Genomic DNA, 21,505 nt, shown 5'->3' with positions numbered 1-21,505 from the left:
CCCCGCAGTGACCGAGCCCCTCTCCGAACACTCCGCGGATGTGATCGTCGTCGGGGCCGGGCCCGCCGGCTCCACGACCGCGTACCACCTCGCCCAGGCCGGACTGGACGTCCTGCTGCTGGAGAAGACGGCCTTCCCGCGCGAGAAGGTCTGCGGCGACGGTCTGACCCCGCGGGCGACCAAGCAGCTGGTGTCGATGGGAATCGACATCTCCGAAGAGGCGGGCTGGCTCCGCAACAAGGGTCTGCGGATCATCGGCGGCGGGCAGCGGCTCCAGCTGGACTGGCCGGAACTGGCCTCGTACCCGGACTACGGACTCGTCCGCAAGCGTGACGACTTCGACGAGACCCTGGCCCGCCAGGCGCAGAAGGCCGGGGCCCGGCTGTACGAGCGCTGCAACGTCGGCGAGCCGGTCCGCGACCCCCGTACCGGGCACATCACGGGCGTTCAGGCCAAGCTGGGCGAGGAGAAGACCCCGGTCACCTTCCACGCCCCGCTCGTGGTCGCGGCGGACGGCAACTCCTCGCGGCTGTCGCTCGCGATGGGCCTGCACCGGCGCGAGGACCGTCCGATGGGCGTCGCGGTGCGCACGTACTTCACCTCGCCGCGGCACGACGACGACTACCTGGAGTCCTGGCTGGAGCTGTGGGACCGGCGCGGCCCGCAGGACCGGCTGCTGCCCGGCTACGGCTGGATCTTCGGCATGGGCGACGGCACGTCCAACGTCGGCCTCGGCATCCTCAACTCCTCCTCCGCCTTCAAGGAGCTGGACTGGCGCGAGGTCCTCAAGGCCTGGTGCGCGTCGATGCCGGAGGACTGGGGCTACACCCCGGAGAACATGACGCAGCCGATCCGCGGCGCGGCCCTGCCGATGGCGTTCAACCGTCAGCCGCACTACACCAAGGGCCTGCTGCTGGTCGGTGACGCGGGCGGGCTCGTCAACCCGTTCAACGGCGAGGGCATCGCCTACGCGATGGAATCCGGGCAGATCGCCGCAGAGGTGATCGTGCAGGCTCACGCGCGGGCCACCCCGGCGCAGCGGGAACTGGCGCTGCACGGCTACCCGAAGGTGCTGAAGGAGACGTACGGCGGCTACTACACGCTGGGCCGCGCCTTCGTGAAGCTGATCGGCAACCCGACGGTCATGAAGATCGCCGCGCAGCGCGGTCTGACCCACCCGGTGCTGATGCGGTTCACCCTGAAGATGCTGGCGAACCTGACCGACCCGACGGGCGGCGACGCGATGGACCGCATCATCAACGGCCTCTCGAAGGTGGCCCCGAAGGCCTGATCCGGGCCTGGGGCGCATCGAGCCGCCTCCCGGGGGTCCGGGGGGCGGCTCAGTCGTTCCCGGGGCCCTCGGGGGCGTCCTGGGCGTCGTGTACCGCGCGTACGCAGCGGGTCAGCAGGACCAGTCCGGACACCAGCAGGGCGCCCGAGAGGGTCCAGCCGAGGGCCAGGGTGAGGGGATGCCCCGGTTTGTGCCAGGGGCGGGCGGTGGTCAACAGCCAGCCGCCGACGGCGAGGAGGGCGAGCCCGGCTGCGGCCGGGACGGCGGTGGGGTCGTCGCCGGTGCCGTGGTCCTCGTAGGACCGTCTGCTCACCGGGTCACCACCTCCAGGTCTCGGTCCGGCGCCCGCCCATCTTCTCAGGGCCCCGGGGGCTTGGGTACCGCGTCACCGACCGGGGTGCGCGGGCGGCGGGGCCGGGGTGTGCGGGCGGGCTCGCGGGCGGCGGTGCCGGGGTGCGCGGGCGGCGGTGCCGGGGCGTGCCGGAGGGCCGGCACTCCGCCCCCGAGCGGGGGAGTGCCGGCCCTCGTGGCGACCGGAAGGATCAGAGGACGCGGACGGCGCCCGTCGGCATGTCGTAGCTGAGGTTGCGCTCGACGATGCCGGTGCTGGGGTTCTGCGCGCCGACGAACTTGCCGCCGCCGACGTAGATGGCGACGTGGTAGGCGCTGCCCTTGGGGCCCCAGTAGAGGATGTCGCCGGGCTGCAGGTTGCTCAGCGAGACCGAGGAGCCGGCCAGCGACTGGTCCTGGGACGTGCGGTCCAGGCTGATGTTGGCCTGGCGGTAGGCCGCCTGGACCAGGCCCGAACAGTCGTACGCGGAGGAGCCGGTGGCGCCCATGACGTACGCCTTGCCGATCTGGGCGCGGGCGAAGTTCACGATGGCGGCGGCGGAACCGGTGGCCTTGGAGGAGGAACCGGTGCTGGCGGAGCCGCTGCCCGAGCCGTTGGAGGTGAAGCCGCTGTCGTCCGACGCGGAGGCGTTGGTCAGCGAGCTGCGGCCGGAGCTGCGGGTGGCGCGCTCGGCCTCGGCCTTGCGGTCGGCCTCCTGCTTGGCCTTCTGCTCGGCGGCCTTGGTGGCGTCTTCCTTGGCCTGCTTCGCCTCGGCGGCGGCACCCGTACGGGCGCTCTCCTCCTGGGCGTTCAGCTCGCCGGTCACGGCGGCCTCTACGGCGGCGACGCGGGTGTTCTCGGCGGCCGTGTTGACGGCGCTGGAGACCTCGGCGCCGAGGTTCAGGTCGAGGACCGGCATTTCGAGCGTCGTCTCGGCCACGGGCTCGGGGGACGAAGGGGTCGCGCTCGCGGTGCCGGCCATGGCGAGGGTGCTGAGGACGCCACCGGCAACTCCGGCGCGAACCGCGAGCTTCGAGGCGCTACGGCGCGGCTTCCGGTGGCTGGGTATGTGAGCGGTGTGGGACATGGGACAACCGCTATCAGGGGTGCCGGGTTTCCTTCAAGAAACGTGGTCTGCGCCACAGTTGCGGAATCCGGGCGCGAACCGGGCGCGTCGCGACTCTTATTGACGCCGTAACGGGCGAAACGGACACACCTTCACAAGGCTGTGATCATGGGTTTTCAGCAATAAGTCCGAATTGATCCACTGCCTACCATCGACGCGCACAGATGGCCAAGCCCCCTTTTCACGGTCTCGATCCGGTGTGGTGCAGGTCACAGATACCTCCCGTCGTGAGGGCGCTGTGGCCGGTCCGTGATCCGACCGTGAACTTGCCGTGCGGTTCGTGAACGGATGCACAGCATCGACCACCCCTTTCCCCCACCGTCGACTCTCGGCCACCGCGTCCACTCCCGTACCCCCGGGCCCCCCGACCGGGGGACGCGGGTTCCCTTATCACCTGGGCGGGAGACGGGCCAATTTGCCTGCAGCGGACATCATTTGATAGGGCGGCACGCCTTTCACCTGGGATGACGGGCCCGGATGTCACCTTTGGTGATCATGTGGATGCCTTGCGTACGAAGATCGCCCCTCGGCGGGCTTCATGATCGTTCGTCGGGTGGTGGAGATCACAAACTCGGTGTTGTTACCCGTGTCGCAGATCACAGACCGGCAGGCATAAGATGCGCACCAGCCCGGCTTGTGAACTGCCTCACATGCGGTCCCCCGGCTCCCGGGGCGATCTTCACGAGGCGGAGCTCACCCGTCGCCGGCGCAGCGGTCCAACGGTCAAGGACGACTGGAAGGAGCGAGGAGCGTGAATGCGTACGCACCCATCCTCGTGCTCGGCGCCATCGGCGCAGGGTTTGCGATCTTCTCCGTGGTCATGGCCACGCTGATCGGCCCAAAACGGTACAACCGGGCGAAGCTTGAAGCCTACGAGTGCGGCATCGAACCCACGCCGATGCCCGCCGGGGGCGGTCGCTTCCCCATCAAGTACTACCTGACGGCGATGCTCTTCATCGTCTTCGACATCGAGATCGTCTTCCTCTACCCCTGGGCCGTCACCTTCGACTCCCTGGGGATCTTCGGGCTCGTCGAGATGCTCCTCTTCGTGCTCACCGTCTTCGTCGCCTACGCCTACGTCTGGCGCCGCGGCGGCCTGGAATGGGACTGAGGGGCTGAATTTTCCATGGGACTGGAAGAGAAGCTGCCGAGCGGCTTCCTGCTGACCACCGTCGAACAGGCCGCGGGCTGGGTGCGCAAGTCATCCGTCTTCCCGGCCACCTTCGGCCTGGCGTGCTGCGCCATCGAGATGATGACCACCGGAGCCGGCCGCTACGACCTGGCCCGCTTCGGCATGGAGGTCTTCCGCGGCTCCCCGCGCCAGGCCGACCTGATGATCGTCGCCGGACGGGTCAGCCAGAAGATGGCGCCGGTGCTGCGCCAGGTGTACGACCAGATGCCCGCCCCGAAGTGGGTCATCTCCATGGGCGTGTGCGCCTCTTCGGGCGGAATGTTCAACAACTACGCGATCGTCCAGGGCGTCGACCACATCGTCCCGGTGGACATCTACCTCCCCGGCTGCCCGCCCCGCCCCGAGATGCTGATGGACGCGATCCTCAAGCTCCACCAGAAGATCCAGGGCTCCAAGCTCGGCGTGAACCGGGAAGAGGCGGCGCGCGAGGCGGAGGAGGCGGCCCTCAAGGCCCTCCCCACCATCGAGATGAAGGGGCTGCTCCGGTGAGCGACGACCCGGCCGTCGAGAACGGCAACAACGTCCCCGCTCCCCGCACCTCGGCCGGGCCCGAGGTGATCGGCGTCCGCAAGGGCATGTTCGGGGCGGAGGACGGCGGCGACACCAGCGGCTACAGCGGCCTCGTCCGCACCGTGGCCCTGCCCGGGGCGTCCGCGCGCCCCTACGGCTCCTGGTTCGACGAGGTGGCCGACGAGCTCGAAGGCGCCCTGGAGGAGCAGGACCTGCTCCCCGCCCACGCCATCGAGAAGACCGTGGTGGACCGCGGCGAGCTCACCTTCCACATCGCCCGCGAGCACCTCGTACGGGTGGCCTCCACCCTGCGCGACGACCCGGCGCTGCGCTTCGAGCTCTGCACCGGGGTCAGCGGGGTCCACTTCCCCGGCGACAAGGGCCGCGAGCTGCACGCCGTCTACCACCTGCGCTCGCTCACCCACGGCAGGCTCGTCCGCCTGGAGGTGTCGGTCCCCGACGCCGACCCGCACCTCCCGTCCCTGGTGGCGGTGTACCCGACCAACGACTGGCACGAGCGCGAGGCCTACGACTTCTTCGGGATCGTCTTCGACGGCCACCCGGCCCTCACGCGGATCATGATGCCGGACGACTGGCAGGGCTTCCCCCAGCGCAAGGACTACCCGCTCGGCGGCATCGCCGTCGAGTACAAGGGCGCCCAGATCCCGGCTCCCGACCAGCGGAGGTCGTACAGCTGATGAACACCCCGAACGCATCGCACCCTGCGTCCTCCCGCGAGACCACCGAGGGCACCGTCTACACCGTCACCGGCGGCGACTGGGACGAGATCGTCCAGTCGGCGGCCCGCGCGGACGACGAGCGCATCGTCGTCAACATGGGCCCCCAGCACCCCTCCACCCACGGGGTGCTCCGGCTGATCCTGGAGATCGACGGCGAGACGGTCACCGAGGCCCGCTGCGGCATCGGCTACCTGCACACCGGCATCGAGAAGAACCTCGAATTCCGCAACTGGACGCAGGGCACCACCTTCGTCACGCGCATGGACTACCTGACGCCGTTCTTCAACGAGACGGCGTACTGCCTCGGCGTCGAGAAGCTGCTCGGCATCACCGACCAGGTCCCGGACCGCGCCACCGTCATCCGCGTCCTGCTGATGGAGCTCAACCGGCTCTCCTCCCACCTGGTGTGCATCGCCACCGGCGGCATGGAGCTGGGCGCGACCACGATCATGATCTACGGGTTCCGGGACCGCGAACTGATCCTGGACATCTTCGAGCTGATCACCGGCCTGCGCATGAACCACGCGTTCGTCCGCCCCGGCGGCCTCGCCCAGGACCTGCCCCCCGGCGCGGTCGACCAGCTGCGCGAGTTCGTGAAGACCATGAAGAAGAACCTGCCGGAGTACGACAAGCTCGCCACCGGCAACCCCATCTTCAAGGCCCGCATGCAGGACGTCGGCTACCTCGACCTCACCGGCTGCATGGCCCTGGGCGCCACCGGCCCGATCCTGCGCTCGGCCGGGCTGCCGCACGACCTGCGCAAGTCGGACCCGTACTGCGGCTACGACACCTACGAGTTCGACGTCCCCACCACCGAGAGCTGCGACTCCTACGGACGCTTCCTGGTCCGCCTGGAGGAGATGCGCCAGTCCCTGCGGATCGTCGAGCAGTGCCTGGACCGGCTGGAGCCCGGCCCGGTCATGGTCGCCGACAAGAAGATCGCCTGGCCCGCCCAGCTCGCGATGGGACCCGACGGCCTCGGCAACTCCCTCGACCACATCAAGAACATCATGGGCACCTCCATGGAGGCCCTCATCCACCACTTCAAGCTCGTCACCGAGGGCTTCCGGGTACCGGCCGGACAGGTGTACGCCGCCGTCGAGTCCCCCAAGGGCGAGCTCGGCGTGCACGTCGTCTCCGACGGCGGAACCCGCCCCTACCGGGTCCACTTCCGCGACCCGTCCTTCACCAACCTGCAGGCCATGGCCGCGATGTGCGAAGGCGGCCAGGTCGCCGACGTCATCGTCGCCGTCGCCTCCATCGACCCCGTGATGGGAGGCGTCGACCGATGACAGACGTCAGTCTGGGGATGCCCCAGCTTCCGGCCCCCGACTTCCCGGCCGACGTACGAGCCCGGCTGGAGGCCGACGCCGCCGAGGTCATCGCCCGCTACCCCGACAGCCGCTCCGCGCTGCTGCCGCTGCTGCACCTGACGCAGTCCGAGGAGGGCCACGTCTCGCGCACCGGTATCCGCTTCTGCGCCGAGGTGCTGGGCCTGACCACCGCCGAGGTCACCGCGGTCGCCACCTTCTACACGATGTACCGGCGCAAGCCCTCCGGCGACTACCAGGTCGGCGTCTGCACCAACACCCTGTGCGCCGTCATGGGCGGCGACGCCATCTTCGACGAGCTCAAGGAGCACCTGGGGGTCGGCAACAACGAGACCACCCCCGACGGCAAGGTGACGCTGGAGCACATCGAGTGCAACGCGGCCTGCGACTACGCCCCCGTGGTGATGGTCAACTGGGAGTTCTTCGACAACCAGACCCCCGAATCCGCCAAGGCCCTGGTCGACGACCTGCTGGCCGGCCGCCCCGTCGAACCGACCCGCGGCGCTCCGCTGTGCACGTACAAGGAGACCGCCCGGATCCTGGCGGGCTTCCCGGACGAGCGCGAGGGCGCGGTGGCCGCGAGCGGCGGCGCCGGCCCCGCCTCCCTGATCGGACTGCGCATCGCCCGCGGCGAGGCTCCGCACGCTCCGGTCGTGCACCCCCGCGGCGAGGCGCGCGGCGAAGCCACCGCAGAGGGAGGGGAGTGATGAGCGTGTCCACTCCGAAGGAAACGCACGGGGGCACCTCCCAGCCGGAGGCTGGGGGAGGGACCAGCCCGGAGAAGCTCCTCGCACCTGTCCTGTCGGCGTTCTGGGACGAGCCCGAGTCGTGGACGCTGGAGACCTACCGGCGTCACGAGGGGTACGAGGGCCTGCGCAAGGCGCTCGCGATGACCCCGGACGAGGTGATCGCCTACGTCAAGGACTCCGGACTGCGCGGCCGTGGCGGCGCGGGCTTCCCCACCGGAATGAAGTGGCAGTTCATCCCGCAGGGCGACGGCAAGCCGCACTACCTCGTCGTGAACGCGGACGAGTCGGAGCCGGGAACCTGCAAGGACATCCCCCTCCTCTTCGCCAACCCGCACTCCCTCATCGAGGGAATGATCATCGCTTGCTACGCGATCCGGTCGGAGCACGCCTTCATCTACCTGCGCGGCGAGACCGTCCCCGTACTGCGGCGCCTGCACGAGGCCGTGCGCGAGGCGTACGCGGCCGGGTACCTCGGCAAGGACATCGGCGGCAGCGGACGCGACCTCGACATCACGGTGCACGCGGGAGCGGGCGCGTACATCTGCGGCGAGGAGACGGCACTGCTCGACTCCCTCGAAGGCCGGCGCGGTCAGCCCCGGCTGCGTCCCCCCTTCCCCGCGGTCGAGGGGCTCTACGCGTGCCCCACTGTCGTCAACAACGTCGAATCCATCGCCTCGGTTCCCGCGATCCTCAACAAGGGCAAGGACTGGTTCAAGGCGATGGGGACGGAGAAGTCCCCCGGCTTCACCCTCTACTCGCTGTCCGGGCACGTCGCCGGCCCCGGCCAGTACGAGGCGCCCCTCGGCATCACCCTGCGCCAGCTCCTCGACATGAGCGGCGGCATGCGCCCCGGCCACCGGCTGAAGTTCTGGACCCCCGGCGGCTCCTCCACCCCCATGTTCACCGACGAGCACCTCGACGTCCCGCTGGACTACGAGGGCGTCGGCGCGGCCGGCTCCATGCTCGGCACCAAGGCCCTCCAGTGCTTCGACGAGACCACCTGCGTGGTGCGCGCCGTCACCCGCTGGACCGAGTTCTACGCCCACGAGTCCTGCGGCAAGTGCACGCCCTGCCGCGAGGGCACGTACTGGCTCGTCCAGCTGCTGCGCGACATCGAGGCCGGCAAGGGCGTCATGTCCGACCTCGACAAGCTGAACGACATCGCCGACAACATCAACGGCAAGTCCTTCTGCGCCCTCGGCGACGGCGCCGCCAGCCCCATCTTCTCCTCGCTGAAGTACTTCCGCGCGGAGTACGAGCAGCACATCACGGGCAAGGGCTGCCCCTTCGACCCCAAGAAGTCGACCCTCTGGGCTGACTCGGAGGTGAACGCATGACCGTCGCCACGAACGCTCCGGCCGGTGGCGGAGAGGCCGCCGGCCGGCCGCAGGACGAGAACACGGTGTCCCTGACCATCGACGGGCTCGAACTGTCGGTCCCCAAGGGCACCCTCGTCATCCGGGCCGCCGAACAGCTCGGCATCGAGATCCCCCGGTTCTGCGACCACCCCCTCCTCCCCCCGGCCGGCGCCTGCCGCCAGTGCATCGTCGAGGTCGAGGGCCAGCGCAAGCCGATGGCCTCCTGCACGATCACCTGCACCGACGGCATGGTCGTCAAGACCCAGCTCACCTCCCCGGTCGCCGACAAGGCCCAGCGCGGGGTGATGGAGCTGCTGCTCATCAACCACCCGCTGGACTGCCCCGTCTGCGACAAGGGCGGCGAATGCCCCCTGCAGAACCAGGCGATGTCCCACGGCAACGCCGAATCGCGCTTCGAGGGCCACAAGCGCACCTACGAGAAGCCCGTCGCGATCTCCACGCAGGTGCTCCTGGACCGCGAGCGGTGCGTGCTGTGCGCGCGCTGCACCCGCTTCTCCAACGAGATCGCCGGTGACCCCATGATTGAGCTGCTGGAACGCGGCGCGCTCCAGCAGGTCGGCATCGGCGAGGGCGACCCCTTCCAGTCGTACTTCTCCGGCAACACCATCCAGATCTGCCCCGTCGGCGCCCTCACCTCGGCCGCCTACCGCTTCCGCTCCCGCCCCTTCGACCTCGTCTCCTCCCCGAGCGTGTGCGAGCACTGCGCGGGCGGCTGCGCGACCCGGACCGACCACCGGCGCGGCAAGGTGCTGCGCCGCCTCGCCGCCGAGGACCCCGAGGTCAACGAGGAGTGGATCTGCGACAAGGGCCGCTTCGGGTTCCGCTACGCGCAGCGCCCGGACCGGCTGACCACCCCGCTGGTGCGCGGCGCCGACGGCGTCCTCGCCCCGGCGAGCTGGCCGGAGGCCCTGGAGGCCGCCGCGAAGGGACTGGCCGCCGCGCGCGGCCGGGCCGGGGTGCTGACCGGAGGCCGGCTCACCGTCGAGGACGCCTACGCGTACGCCAAGTTCGCCCGGGTCGTGCTCGACACCAACGACATCGACTTCCGGGCCCGGGTGCACAGCGCGGAGGAGGCCGACTTCCTGGCCGCCACCGTGGCGGGCACCGGCAAGGACCTCGACGGCACGGGCGTCACGTACGCCTCCCTGGAAGCGGCGCCCACCGTGCTGCTCGCCGGGATCGAGGCCGAGGAGGAGGCCCCCGGGGTCTTCCTGCGGCTGCGCAAGGCCCACCGCAGGCACAAGCAGCGGACCTTCGCCCTGGCCCCCTTCGCCACCCGCGGCCTCGCCAAGGCGGGCGGCACCCTGCTGGCCGCCGCCCCCGGCACCGAGCCCGAGTGGCTGGACGCCCTCGCGACCCGGACCGGGCTGGAGGCCGGCGGCGACGAAGCCGCCGAGGCGCTGCGCCGGCCCGGCTCGGTCCTCGTGGTCGGGGAGCGCCTGGCGGGCGTGCCCGGCGCGCTGACCGCAGCCGTCCGGGCCGCGACGGCGACCGGGGCCCGGCTGGTGTGGATCCCGCGCCGGGCGGGGGAGCGGGCCGCCGTCGAGGCGGGTGCGCTGCCGTCCCTGCTGCCGGGCGGCCGCCCGGCCACCGACCCGCGGGCCCGAGCCGAGGTCGCCACCGCCTGGGGGCTGGACGAACTCCCGCACCGCTACGGCCGGGACACCGGGCAGATCGTGGAGGCGGCCGCCACCCGCGAGCTGTCCGCCCTGCTGGTCGCGGGCGTCGAGCTCGCCGACCTGCCGGACCCGCGGCGGGCCAGGACCGCCCTGGAGGAGGCCTTCGTGGTCTCCCTGGAACTGCGGCCCGGCGAGGTCACCGATCACGCGGACGTGGTCCTGCCGGTCGCCGCCGTCGCCGAGAAGACCGGCACGTTCATCAACTGGGAAGGCCGGGTCCGGCCGTTCGAGGCCGCCCTCAAGCCCGACCAGATGACCCGCCGGCTCGCCCCCGCCGACGCCCGGGTGCTGCACATGCTGGCCGACGCGGCCGACCGGCCGATCGCGCTGCCCGACGTACACGCCGTACGGCGCGAGCTGGAGCGGCTCGGTCCCTGGGAGGGGGAGCTCGCGGCGGAGCAGTCCACGGCCACCGAGCCGCTGCCCCGCCCCGGCGCGGGCGAGGCGGTCCTCGCGGGTCACCGGCTGCTGCTGGACCGGGGCCTGCTCCAGGAGGGCGACGACGCCCTGGCCGGCACCCGGCACGAGGCGAACGCCCGGCTGTCGGCCGCCACGGCCGCCGAGACCGGCGTCAAGGACGGCGACGTCCTCGCCGTGACCGGCCCGGCCGGCTCGGTGGAACTCCCGCTGAAGGTCACCGGGATGCCCGACCGGGTGGTCTGGCTCCCGCTGAACTCCTCCGGCCGCGGCGTCCTCGCCGACACCGGCGCCCGTCCGGGCACCCTCGTGCGGATCGGCCCGGCGACCCCGGCCGACAGCAGCGACCCCGATGCGGAGGTGGGCGCGTGAACGCGGTACAGCTCGCTGCCGAGGACCTCTCCCTGTTCGGCAGGGACGTCTGGTGGCTGGTCCTCGTCAAGGCGGTGTTCTGCTTCGCCTTCCTGATGGTGACCGTGCTCTTCTCCATCGTGTGGGAGCGCAAGGTCGTCGCCTGGATGCAGCTGCGCATCGGCCCCAACCGGCACGGGCCCTGGGGCATGCTCCAGTCGCTCGCCGACGGGGTCAAACTGATGCTGAAGGAAGACCTGATCGTCAAGCGGGCCGACAAGGTCGTCTACGTCCTGGCCCCGATCATCGCGGCGATCCCGGCCTTCATGGCCATCGCGGTGATCCCCTTCGGCCCGGCCGACGACCAGGTGTCCATCTTCGGGCAGCGCACCACGATGCAGCTGACCGACCTGCCCATCGCGATGCTCTACGTCCTCGCCGTGGCCTCCGTCGGCATCTACGGCATCGTGCTCGCGGGCTGGTCCTCCGGCTCCACGTACCCGCTCCTCGGCGGCCTGCGCTCCTGCGCGCAGATGATCTCGTACGAGATCGCGATGGGCGCGGCCTTCGCCTCGGTGTTCCTCTACTCCGGGTCGATGTCGACCTCGGCGATCGTGGAGGCGCAGGCGGACCGCTGGTACATCGTGCTGCTGCCGGTGTCCTTCATCATCTACGTCATCACGATGGTCGGCGAGACCAACCGCGCCCCCTTCGACATGCCGGAGTCCGAGGGCGACCTGGTCGGCGGGTTCAACACCGAGTACTCCTCCATCAAGTTCGCGCTGTTCATGCTGGCCGAGTACGTCAACATGGTCACCGTCTCGGCGGTCTCGGTCACCCTCTTCCTGGGCGGCTGGCGGGCCCCGTACCCGATCAGCCACTTCTGGGAGGGCGCGAACCACGGCTGGTGGCCGATGCTCTGGTTCGTCATCAAGGTGCAGCTGCTGCTGTTCTTCTTCATCTGGCTGCGCGGCACGCTGCCCCGCGTGCGCTACGACCAGCTGATGAAGCTCGGCTGGAAGGTGCTGATCCCGGTCTCCGTGGTGTGGCTGATGCTGGTCGCCACCGTCCGGGCGCTGCGCAACGAGCGCTACGACTTCAGCGAGATCGTCCTCTACGTGGGCGGGGCGGTCGTCGCGATCCTGCTGCTCTCCTTCGTCGCGGACCTCTTCCGCGACAAGCGGGAGAAGGCGGCGGCCGAGGAGGCCGGCGAGGCCGCGGCGGCCGGGACCTTCGACCCGATGGCGGGCGGGTTCCCCGTACCGCCCAAGCCCGGCCAGCACCTGGCGCCCGTACCGCGCCGGCGGCCCCGCGCGGAGCGGGAGCTGATCGTCAGCGGCGGGGCGAACCCCGACAGCGACCGAGAGGAGGGTTGAGACGTGTCTGAGGAAAAGTGGCAGAACCCGGTGGCCGGGTTCGGCGTGACCTTCAAGGCCATGTTCAAGAAGCGCCTCACCGAGCAGTACCCGGAGCAGGAGAAGACCACCGCTCCGCGCTTCCACGGACGGCACCAGCTCAACCGCCACCCCGACGGTCTGGAGAAGTGCATCGGGTGCGAGCTGTGCGCCTGGGCCTGTCCCGCCGACGCGATCTACGTGGAGGGCGCGGACAACACCGAGGAGGAGCGCTACTCCCCGGGCGAGCGGTACGGGCGGGTCTACCAGATCAACTACGCCCGCTGCATCCTGTGCGGGCTGTGCATCGAGGCCTGCCCCACCCGGGCGCTGACGATGACGAACGAGTTCGAGCTCGCCGACTCCAGCCGCGAGGCGCTGATCTACACCAAGGAGCAGCTCCTCGCGGGTCTGACCGAGGGCATGGTGGAGACCCCGCACTCGATCTTCCCGGGGACGGACGAGCAGGACTACTACCGGGGACTGGTGACGGGCGCAGCCCCGGGCACGGTCCGGCAGGTGGCGGTCTCCAAGGGCGAGACGGCCGCCGGCTCCGCCGAGGAGGTGCAGGCATGAGCGCCCTCGCCGCCTCCGGCGCCACCCTCACCTCCACGGGCGAGGCGGTGCAGTTCTGGGTGCTGGGCACCGTCGCCGTCATCGGCGCGCTGTGCACGGTCCTGATGCGCAAGGCCGTCCACAGCGCCCTCTGCCTCGCCGGGACGATGATCATCCTGGCGGTGTTCTACCTCGCCAACGGGGCGTACTTCCTGGGCGTCGTCCAGGTCATCGTCTACACCGGCGCCATCATGATGCTCTTCCTCTTCGTGGTCATGCTCGTCGGCGTCACGGCGGCGGACTCGCTCAAGGAAACCCTCAAGGGGCAGCGCTGGTACGCCGTCCTGTGCGGGCTCGGCTTCGGCATCCTGCTGATCGCCGGCATCGCCAACGCCGGGCTCACCCACTTCAACGGGCTCGGCCGGGTGAACTCCGCCGGACACGTCCAGGGCCTGGCCGAGCTGATCTTCACCCGCTACATCTTCGCCTTCGAGATCACCGGCGCCCTGCTGATCACGGCGGCCGTCGGCGCGATGGTGCTCACCCACCGCGAGCGCACCGAGCGGGCCGCCACCCAGCGCGAACTCGCCGAGAAGCGCGTGCGCGAGGGCGTGCAGCTCCCGCCGCTGCCGGCCCCCGGCGTCTACGCCCGGCACAACGCGGTCGACGTGGCCGGCCTGCTCCCGGACGGCACCCCGTCCGAGCTGACCGTCAGCAAGACGCTGCGGGCCCGCGGGCAGGTCCGCGACGTGTCGGGCCAGGCCCTGGACGACCTCAAGGCGCTGGAGCAGCGCTCCGCGGAGCGCCTCGGCCGTGAGGAGGCCTCGAAGTGAACCCGGTCAACTACCTGTACCTGGCGGCCCTGCTGTTCACCATCGGCGCCTCCGGTGTGCTGATCCGGAAGAACGCGATCGTGCTGTTCATGTGCATCGAGCTGATGCTCAACGCGTGCAACCTCGCGTTCGTGGCCTTCTCCCGGATGCACGGCAACCTCGACGGCCAGATCATCGCGTTCTTCACGATGGTCGTCGCCGCCGCGGAGGTCGTGGTGGGCCTCGCGATCATCGTGTCGCTGTTCCGTACCCGCCACTCGGCCTCGGTCGACGACGCCAGCCTGATGAAGCTGTAAGGGGCGCTCACCGTGGAGAATCTGATTGCGCTGCTGATCGCGGCGCCCCTGCTCGGAGCGGTGGTGCTGCTCTGCGGCGGCCGGCGCCTCGACAAAGCCGGGCACTGGCTCGGCACCCTGTTCGCCGCCGTATCCTTCGGCATCGGCGTCGTCCTGTTCGCCGACATGCTGGGCCGCAGCGCCGATGACCGGACCCTGCACCAGTTCCTGTACACCTGGATCCCGGTGGAGGGCTTCCAGGCGGACATGGCGTTCCAGCTGGACCAGCTGTCGATGACCTTCGTCCTGCTGATCTCCGGCGTGGGCACGCTCATCCACATCTACTCCATCGGCTACATGGAGCACGACGAGCGCCGCCGCCGCTTCTTCGGCTACCTCAACCTGTTCGTCGCGGCGATGCTGCTGCTCGTCCTCGCCGACAACTACCTCCTGCTGTACTTCGGCTGGGAGGGCGTGGGCCTGGCCTCGTACCTGCTGATCGGGTTCTGGCAGCACAAGCCCAGCGCGGCCACGGCAGCGAAGAAGGCCTTCCTGGTCAACCGCGTCGGTGACATCGGCCTGTCGATCGCGATCATGCTGATGTTCACCACGTTCGGCACCTTCGCCTTCGAGCCGCTCTTCGCAGCGGTCGGCGGGGCCACCGAGGGCAAGCTGACGGCCATCGGCCTGATGCTGCTGCTGGCCGCCTGCGGCAAGTCGGCGCAGGTGCCGCTGCAGTCCTGGCTCGGCGACGCGATGGAGGGCCCGACCCCGGTCTCGGCCCTGATCCACGCGGCGACCATGGTCACCGCCGGCGTCTACCTGATCGTCCGCTCGGCCGCGATCTTCAACGGGGCGCCGGACGCCCAGCTGGTGGTCACGGTCGTCGGCGCGGTCACGCTGCTCTTCGGTGCGATCGTCGGTTGCGCGAAGGACGACATCAAGAAGGCCCTCGCCGGGTCCACGATGTCGCAGATCGGCTACATGATCCTCGCGGCGGGCCTCGGCCCGATCGGCTACATCTTCGCGATCATGCACCTGGTCACGCACGGCTTCTTCAAGGCGGGCCTCTTCCTCGGCGCCGGTTCCGTGATGCACGGGATGAACGACGAGGTGGACATGCGCAGGTACGGCGGCCTGCGGACGTACATGCCGGTCACCTTCGCGACCTTCGGCCTCGGCTACCTCGCCATCATCGGCTTCCCGGGACTGTCGGGCTTCTTCTCCAAGGACAAGATCATCGAGGCGGCCTTCGCGAAGGGCGGCACCGAGGGCTGGATCCTCGGTGGAGTGGCCCTGCTGGGCGCGGCGATCACCGCCTTCTACATGACCCGGGTCATGCTCCTCACCTTCTTCGGCGAGAAGCGCTGGCAGCCGGACGCGGAAGGCCACCCCCCGCACCCGCACGAGTCCCCGAAGTCCATGACCGTCCCGATGGTCGTGCTCGCCTTCGGCTCGGTCTTCGCGGGCGGGTTCTTCTCGATCGGCGACCGGTTCGTGGACTGGCTGGAGCCGGTCACCGGGGACGCGCACGGCAACCCGCCGATCAGCGCCCTGACGGTCACCCTGTCCACCATGGTGGTCCTGGTGATCGGTGTCGCCATCGCCTGGGGGATGTACGGCCGCAAGCCCGTCCCGGTCGTCGCCCCGCGCGGCTCGCTCCTCACCCGGGCTGCCCGCCGCGACCTGTACCAGGACGACTTCAACCACGTCGTGCTGGTGCGCGGCGGAGAGCACCTGACCCGCTCGCTCGTCTACGTGGACCACAGCCTGGTCGACGGAGTCGTCAACGGGACGGCCGCCTCGGTCGGCGGGCTCTCGGGCCGGCTGCGCAAGCTGCAGAACGGCTACGCCCGCAGCTACGCGGTCTCGATGTTCGGGGGCACGGCGATCCTGATCGCCGCGACCCTGCTGATGAGGGCGGTGTGAGATGAGTTTCCCGCTTCTGACGGTGACGGCGGCCGTGCCCGCGGTCGGCGCGGTCCTCACGGCGGCCGTCCCGGCCGCCCGCAGGACCGCCGCCAAGTGGCTCGCGCTGCTGTTCTCCCTGGCCACGCTGGCCCTGGCCGTGCTGGTCGCGGTCCGCTTCGAGCCCGGTGGCGACCGCTACCAGCTCACCGAGTCCCACGCCTGGATCCAGGACTTCGGCGTCCGCTACGAAGTGGGCGTCGACGGCATCGGGGTGGCGCTGATCGCGCTCACCGCCGTGCTGATCCCCTTCGTCATCGGCGCCGGCTGGAACGACGCCGACCCTCTGGAGACGTCGAACTCGCGCTGGCGGCCGACGCAGGGCTTCTTCGCCCTGATCCTGATGGTCGAGGCGATGGTGATCATCTCCTTCGAGGCCACCGACGTCTTCCTCTTCTACATCTTCTTCGAAGCCATGCTCATCCCGATGTACTTCCTCATCGGCGGCTTCGGGGACCGGGCCCACGCGGGCACCGACGAGAACGCGGCCGCGCAGCGCTCCTACGCGGCGGTCAAGTTCCTCCTCTACAACCTGGTCGGCGGTCTGATCATGCTGGCCGCCGTCATCGGGCTGTACGTGGTCGCCGGGAACTTCTCCCTCCAGGAGATCACCGCCGCCCGCGCCGCCGGCACCCTCGACATGGCCACCAACACCGAGCGGCTCCTCTTCCTCGGCTTCTTCTTCGCCTTCGCGGTGAAGGCCCCGCTGTGGCCGCTGCACACCTGGCTGCCGAACGCGATGGGCGAGTCCACCGCCCCGGTCGCCGTCCTGATCACCGCGGTCGTCGACAAGGTCGGCACCTTCGCGATGCTCCGCTTCTGCCTCGGGCTCTTCCCCGACGCCAGCAAGTGGGCCACCCCGGTGATCCTCGTCCTGGCCCTGATCAGCATCGTCTACGGCGCGCTCCTCGCGGTCGGACAGCGGGACATCAAGCGGCTGGTCGCGTACGCGTCGATCTCGCACTTCGGCTTCATCATCCTGGGCATCTTCGCGATGACCTCCCAGGGCCAGTCGGGCGCGACGCTCTACATGGTCAACCACGGGATCTCGACGGCCGCGCTGATGCTGGTCGCCGGATTCCTGATCTCCCGGCGCGGCTCGCGGCTCATCGCCGACTACGGCGGCGTCCAGAAGGTGGCCCCGGTCCTCGCCGGCACCTTCCTGATCGGCGGCCTCGCCACCCTCTCCCTGCCGGGCCTGGCGCCCTTCGTCAGCGAGTTCCTGGTACTGGTCGGCACGTTCGCCCGCTACCCGGTCGTCGGGATCATCGCCACCGTCGGCATCGTGCTGGCGGCGCTCTACACCCTGGTCCTGTACCAGCGCACCATGACCGGCCCCGTCAAGGAGGAGGTCTCCGGCATGCGGGACCTGCGCCTGCGCGAGGTCCTCGTGGTCGCCCCGCTGATCGCGCTGCTGATCGGACTGGGCGTCTACCCGAAGGTGCTCACCGACATCGTCAACCCGGCGGTGGAGCACACCATGTCGGACGTGAAGCAGACCGACCCGAAGCCCGAGGTGGCCGTCGAGGCCAAGAATGGGGAGGCGGCCAAGTGAGCACCGCGACTGCTGCCCAGGCCCTGCTGAACCTGGCGGCCAACGGACCGGCCGACAAGATCCCGGCCCCGCACATCGAGTACGCGCAGCTGGCGCCCACGCTGATCGTGGTGGGCGCGGCCGTCGTCGGAGTCCTCGTCGAGGCCTTCGTCCCGCGCAAGTCCCGTTACCTCGTCCAGGTGTTCCTGGCCGTCGCCGCGCTGGCCTCGGCCTTCGCGGCGGTCGTCGGCCTCGCCGCCGGCGGCTACGGCAGCACCAAGGCCCACATCGCGGCCATGGGCGCGATCGCCGTGGACGGCCCGGCCCTGTTCCTCCAGGGCACGATCCTGCTGGCCTCGATCGTGGCCGTGTTCACCTTCGCCGAGCGCCGCCTGGACCCGGCGGCGCACGGCAACCGGGTGGACTCCTTCGCCGCGCAGGCCGCGTCGGTACCGGGCAGCGAGAGCGAGAAGGCCGCCGTCAAGGCCGGGTTCACCACCACCGAGGTGTTCCCGCTGGCCCTGTTCGCGATCGCCGGCATGCTGATCTTCCCGGCGGCCGACGACCTGCTGACGCTGTTCATCGCGCTGGAGGTCTTCTCCCTCCCGCTGTACCTGCTCTGCGCCGTCGCCCGCCGCCAGCGGCTGATGTCGCAGGAGGCCGCGGTCAAGTACTTCCTGCTCGGCGCGTTCTCCTCCGCCTTCCTCCTCTTCGGCATCGCGCTGATCTACGGCTACGCGGGCTCGGTCTCCTACGCGGTGATCGCCGACGTGGTCGACGGCACCGTCGCCAAGCTCGACCCGGCCCTGGCCTCCACCATGGGCAACGACGCGCTGCTGCTGATCGGCGGTGCGCTGATCCTGATGGGCCTGCTCTTCAAGGTCGGCGCGGTCCCCTTCCACATGTGGACCCCGGACGTCTACCAGGGCGCCCCGACCCCGGTCACCGGCTTCATGGCCGCCGCGACCAAGGTGGCCGCCTTCGGCGCGCTGCTGCGCCTGCTCTACGTGGTCCTCCCCGGTCTGCGCTGGGACTGGCGGCCGGTGATGTGGGGCGTCGCGATCGTCACGATGCTGGCGGGCGCGGTGATCGCCGTGACCCAGACCGACGTGAAGCGGCTCCTGGCGTACTCCTCGATCGCGCACGCGGGCTTCATCCTGGCCGGTGTGATCGCGACCTCGGCGGAGGGCGTCCAGTCCGTCCTGTTCTACCTGCTGGCCTACTCCTTCGTGACGATCGGCGCCTTCGCGGTGGTCACGCTGGTGCGCGACGCGGGCGGCGAGGCCACTCACCTGTCGAAGTGGGCGGGACTGGGACGGCGTTCGCCGCTCACCGCCGCCGTGTTCGCGGTGTTCCTGCTGGCCTTCGCCGGCATCCCGCTGACCTCCGGCTTCGCGGGCAAGTTCGCCGTGTTCAAGGCGGCGGCGGAGGGCGGCGCGGGGGTGCTGGTCGTGGTCGGTGTGATCTCGTCCGCGATCGCCGCGTTCTTCTACATCCGGGTGATCGTGCTGATGTTCTTCAGCGAGCCGAAGGCCGACGGCCCGACCGTGGCCGTCCCCTCGCCGCTGACGATGACGACCATCGCGGTCGGCGTGGCCGTCACCCTGGTCCTGGGTCTGGCCCCGCAGTACTTCCTGGACCTGGCGGGCCAGGCGAGCACGTTCGTGCGCTGACCCTCCCGGTCCGCGCGGAAGGGCCCGGCTCCCTCGGAGCCGGGCCCTTCGCGTGGGCGGACGGCTACTCGGGCCGTGGCCGCTTCGGCGTGATCGCGTCGAGGTCGAGATCGACGGGGAAGGGGACGGAGACCTTCAGGCGGTCGTGGAAGATGCCGGTGGCCACGTACTTGCGGGTGGCGGGATCGAGTTCGTAGACGTAGACCACGGCCCGGCCTTCCTTGTTCTCCACACGCCAGAAGTGGAGGATCCCGGCCCTGGCGTACTTCAACGGCTTCGTTTCGCGGTCACGCCCGATGGAGTCGGGGGAGACCACTTCGATGGCCAGAACCACGGCCCCGGCGGGGAATCGCGTTTGTTCCAGAGCATCGACGACATCCGCGCGCACGACGACGACGTCCGGCTCGGGCCGATTCAGCTTGTCGATGTCGATGGTGAATTCGCGGAAGACCTCGAAGTCGTCAGGGGCCACCGATTGCAGTTGCCACTTGCACAAGTCGATGGCCCGCTCGTGGAAGACGCTCTGCGGGCTCACGAAGATCAGGCTCCCGTCGATCAGCTCCGTGTGCGGAGGCAGATTCGGAAGCGTGTCCAGGTCGTCCGCGGTCCAGCCGCCCGCAGGCGGGATCGGCCAGCGCGGCCCCGGTTCTGGTTCAGGCTGCGGCGCTGCGGATTCGACGCTCATCAGTGCTCCCATGGGGCAGAGTCTCGCGAGTGCGACCAGCGTATCGCCGGGCAATCGCGGAACCCCGTCCATTCGGGTGAGTCATATGCGGGAGGCAGTTGACGACGTCGGTCGGTGCCGCCTAGTGGCCGTGCGCGTGCGTCGACGGGTTGGCGGCGCCCGGTACCTGCGGGGGCTTGTTCGGGCAGGGCAGGGCCGGGTTCCAGTTGTGGAAGCGGCCCGCCGGGTTCTTCTCGTACGCCCACATGTGCAGGTCGTAGTGCTTGGGCATGCCCGTCCAGTGGCCGGGCATCGGCCCGTCGAAGGGGAGTCCGAACATGCTGGGCCGGTCGTCGGTGGTCGTCAGGTCCTGGTCGCGGTCGGTGGACATCCACTCCACGGTCTGGAGCTTGCGCCGGCCGTTGCGGTCCTTCGTGTAGCTGTAGAGGAGCGCGGTCGGCTTGGCGGGGTCCTTCGAACCCCAGTAGGCCTCCTTGACGTAGTGGTAGCCCATGGAGCCGACCCCGAACGGGTTGCTCATGCACGCCTCTCCGTGCGGGACGTACCCGTCCTTGATGGCCTCCCGCTCGTCCACGTACTTCGCCGTCACCGCCATCGCCGTCGCCATGTCCCGCATGGCCTGCCGGTTGCGCGGGTCGGGCGCGGGGCCGTCCACCGCGTGGGCCGCCGGCACGGCGGCCAGGCCGAGCGACACGGCGGCCGCGCAGGCGAGAACGGGCTTCAGGCTGCGAACGGGCATCGGAACTCCTGGTGGGGTGGGGCCGTTTCATCCACCTTCGCGGTGGTTCGTACGGCCTGCACCCGGCGGGCCTCCGAACGGGGGCGCCGCTTCCTCTAAGGGGTGGCGGCGGGAGCCTGGGCGGCCGGGCGGGGCCGGGTGGTGCCGGGGCGGCACGTGACCTTCGTGTTGAAGGGCTCGAAGCGTCCGGCGGGGTTGTCCTTCCACAGCCACAGGTGCAGCGAGTAGTGGACCTTCTGCCCCGGGAAGCGCGGGGGCAGCGGGCCGCGGAAGGGCTCCCCGAACAGGGACGGACGGTCGTCGTCGGTCTCCACCAGGCCGTCCTTGTCCACGACCATCCATTCGAGGCCCGCCAGGCGCCACCGGCCCTTGCCGTCGCCCTCGTAGAGCAGGGCGGTGGGCCTGGCCGGGTCGACGGAGCCGTCGTAGGCGTGGTTGAAGTGCGGGTAGCCGAGGGAGCCGGCGCCGCCCGACGGGTTCATGACGCAGTACTTGTCGGGGACGTACCCGTCGGCGACGCCGACGCTGTGCCGGTGGTACTTGGCGGTCGCCCGGTAGGTCAGGGCCAGTTGGGCGGAGGGCGCGAGCCGGGACGACGGCCCGGCGGGCGGGGCCGGCGGGGCGGGCGCGGCGGCGGCGGCCGACGGCGCGGCCGCCAGCGTCGCCGCGGCCGCGAGGGCGAGCGGGATGAGCTTCGCGTTGCGAGGGGGCATGCGAGCAGCGTCACCCGCCCCGTCGGGCCCCGCCACGGGT

20 protein-coding genes are annotated in these 21,505 nt (G+C 70.3%); 15 read left to right on the top strand and 5 right to left on the bottom strand.

The genetic code is table 11. The annotated features are described in order from the left end of the window. Positions 1 to 7 precede the first annotated feature (7 nt). The gene (locus tag ACZ5D2_RS32745) at positions 8 to 1,291 is read left to right on the top strand and encodes a geranylgeranyl reductase family protein (protein ID WP_266841011.1); all 1,284 of its coding nucleotides are present in this window, start codon (positions 8 to 10) and stop codon (positions 1,289 to 1,291) included. Positions 1,292 to 1,340: 49 nt separating this feature from the next. Here the strand turns inward: ACZ5D2_RS32745 and ACZ5D2_RS32740 are convergent, their stop codons facing one another. Together ACZ5D2_RS32740 and ACZ5D2_RS32735 are read right to left on the bottom strand one after the other, a co-directional pair. Next, on the bottom strand, positions 1,341 to 1,604 hold the full coding sequence (locus tag ACZ5D2_RS32740; protein ID WP_371677204.1) for an LPXTG cell wall anchor domain-containing protein: 264 nt from the start codon (positions 1,602 to 1,604) through the stop codon (positions 1,341 to 1,343). A 229-nt stretch (positions 1,605 to 1,833) separates the two neighbouring features. After that, positions 1,834 to 2,709, bottom strand: coding sequence for a C40 family peptidase (locus tag ACZ5D2_RS32735; protein ID WP_371677203.1), 876 nt, complete (start codon positions 2,707 to 2,709; stop codon positions 1,834 to 1,836). Between the two features lie 790 nt (positions 2,710 to 3,499). On the opposite strand from ACZ5D2_RS32735, the gene ACZ5D2_RS32730 reads away from it, so the two are divergent. From ACZ5D2_RS32730 to nuoN, 14 genes are read left to right on the top strand one after another with little or no spacing between them, the layout of a single operon-like run. Further along, a complete protein-coding gene (locus ACZ5D2_RS32730; protein WP_045946775.1) occupies positions 3,500 to 3,859 on the top strand; it encodes an NADH-quinone oxidoreductase subunit A in 360 nt (119 codons plus the stop codon). A 15-nt stretch (positions 3,860 to 3,874) separates the two neighbouring features. Continuing rightward, positions 3,875 to 4,429 (top strand): NuoB/complex I 20 kDa subunit family protein, encoded by a 555-nt coding sequence (locus ACZ5D2_RS32725; protein ID WP_007265818.1) that lies wholly within the window; start codon positions 3,875 to 3,877, stop codon positions 4,427 to 4,429. Further along, on the top strand, positions 4,426 to 5,148 hold the full coding sequence (locus tag ACZ5D2_RS32720; protein WP_371677202.1) for an NADH-quinone oxidoreductase subunit C: 723 nt from the start codon (positions 4,426 to 4,428) through the stop codon (positions 5,146 to 5,148). Before ACZ5D2_RS32725 ends, ACZ5D2_RS32720 begins: the two co-directional genes overlap by 4 nt. Next, positions 5,148 to 6,482, top strand: a complete 1,335-nt coding sequence (locus tag ACZ5D2_RS32715) for an NADH-quinone oxidoreductase subunit D (RefSeq protein WP_371677201.1) — start codon at positions 5,148 to 5,150, stop codon at positions 6,480 to 6,482. Before ACZ5D2_RS32720 ends, ACZ5D2_RS32715 begins: the two co-directional genes overlap by 1 nt. Then, the gene (nuoE, locus tag ACZ5D2_RS32710) at positions 6,479 to 7,228 is read left to right on the top strand and encodes an NADH-quinone oxidoreductase subunit NuoE (protein WP_371677200.1); all 750 of its coding nucleotides are present in this window, start codon (positions 6,479 to 6,481) and stop codon (positions 7,226 to 7,228) included. The genes ACZ5D2_RS32715 and nuoE overlap by 4 nt, the downstream gene beginning before the upstream one ends. Next, complete coding sequence (gene nuoF, locus ACZ5D2_RS32705; protein WP_371677199.1) at positions 7,228 to 8,607, top strand: NADH-quinone oxidoreductase subunit NuoF; 1,380 nt, start codon at positions 7,228 to 7,230, stop codon at positions 8,605 to 8,607. Before nuoE ends, nuoF begins: the two co-directional genes overlap by 1 nt. Then, the gene (locus ACZ5D2_RS32700) at positions 8,604 to 11,117 is read left to right on the top strand and encodes an NADH-quinone oxidoreductase subunit G (RefSeq protein ID WP_468934423.1); all 2,514 of its coding nucleotides are present in this window, start codon (positions 8,604 to 8,606) and stop codon (positions 11,115 to 11,117) included. The genes nuoF and ACZ5D2_RS32700 overlap by 4 nt, the downstream gene beginning before the upstream one ends. Continuing rightward, positions 11,114 to 12,472, top strand: coding sequence for an NADH-quinone oxidoreductase subunit NuoH (gene nuoH / locus ACZ5D2_RS32695; RefSeq protein WP_371677197.1), 1,359 nt, complete (start codon positions 11,114 to 11,116; stop codon positions 12,470 to 12,472). The genes ACZ5D2_RS32700 and nuoH overlap by 4 nt, the downstream gene beginning before the upstream one ends. A gap of 60 nt (positions 12,473 to 12,532) precedes the next feature. Then, positions 12,533 to 13,066 carry an NADH-quinone oxidoreductase subunit NuoI gene (gene nuoI, locus ACZ5D2_RS32690; protein WP_371681191.1) on the top strand — a complete coding sequence of 178 codons (534 nt, stop codon included), beginning with the start codon at positions 12,533 to 12,535 and terminating at the stop codon, positions 13,064 to 13,066. Continuing rightward, entirely contained in the window at positions 13,063 to 13,878 is an 816-nt protein-coding gene (locus ACZ5D2_RS32685) for an NADH-quinone oxidoreductase subunit J (RefSeq protein ID WP_468934419.1), read from the top strand. The genes nuoI and ACZ5D2_RS32685 overlap by 4 nt, the downstream gene beginning before the upstream one ends. Beyond that, positions 13,875 to 14,174: an NADH-quinone oxidoreductase subunit NuoK gene (nuoK, locus tag ACZ5D2_RS32680; RefSeq protein WP_243629856.1), complete on the top strand. Its 300-nt coding sequence runs from the start codon at positions 13,875 to 13,877 to the stop codon at positions 14,172 to 14,174. Before ACZ5D2_RS32685 ends, nuoK begins: the two co-directional genes overlap by 4 nt. A 12-nt stretch (positions 14,175 to 14,186) precedes the next feature. Next, on the top strand, positions 14,187 to 16,082 hold the full coding sequence (gene nuoL, locus ACZ5D2_RS32675) for an NADH-quinone oxidoreductase subunit L (protein ID WP_371677195.1): 1,896 nt from the start codon (positions 14,187 to 14,189) through the stop codon (positions 16,080 to 16,082). Position 16,083: 1 nt separating this feature from the next. After that, positions 16,084 to 17,676: an NADH-quinone oxidoreductase subunit M gene (locus ACZ5D2_RS32670; protein ID WP_371677194.1), complete on the top strand. Its 1,593-nt coding sequence runs from the start codon at positions 16,084 to 16,086 to the stop codon at positions 17,674 to 17,676. Then, on the top strand, positions 17,673 to 19,328 hold the full coding sequence (gene nuoN, locus ACZ5D2_RS32665) for an NADH-quinone oxidoreductase subunit NuoN (RefSeq protein ID WP_371677193.1): 1,656 nt from the start codon (positions 17,673 to 17,675) through the stop codon (positions 19,326 to 19,328). Before ACZ5D2_RS32670 ends, nuoN begins: the two co-directional genes overlap by 4 nt. Before the next feature lie 64 nt (positions 19,329 to 19,392). Here the strand turns inward: nuoN and ACZ5D2_RS32660 are convergent, their stop codons facing one another. The 3 genes from ACZ5D2_RS32660 to ACZ5D2_RS32650 form a co-directional block, all read right to left on the bottom strand. Next, on the bottom strand, positions 19,393 to 20,025 hold the full coding sequence (locus ACZ5D2_RS32660) for a Uma2 family endonuclease (protein WP_468934414.1): 633 nt from the start codon (positions 20,023 to 20,025) through the stop codon (positions 19,393 to 19,395). A 109-nt stretch (positions 20,026 to 20,134) separates the two neighbouring features. Beyond that, the gene (locus ACZ5D2_RS32655) at positions 20,135 to 20,752 is read right to left on the bottom strand and encodes a hypothetical protein (RefSeq protein ID WP_371677191.1); all 618 of its coding nucleotides are present in this window, start codon (positions 20,750 to 20,752) and stop codon (positions 20,135 to 20,137) included. 95 nt (positions 20,753 to 20,847) lie between these two features. Further along, positions 20,848 to 21,465: a hypothetical protein gene (locus ACZ5D2_RS32650; protein ID WP_371677190.1), complete on the bottom strand. Its 618-nt coding sequence runs from the start codon at positions 21,463 to 21,465 to the stop codon at positions 20,848 to 20,850. Positions 21,466 to 21,505: the final 40 nt, after the last annotated feature.

Source organism: Streptomyces sp. NPDC031479 (genome assembly GCF_055581065.1).
This window is presented reverse-complemented; position numbering and strand designations above follow the sequence as displayed.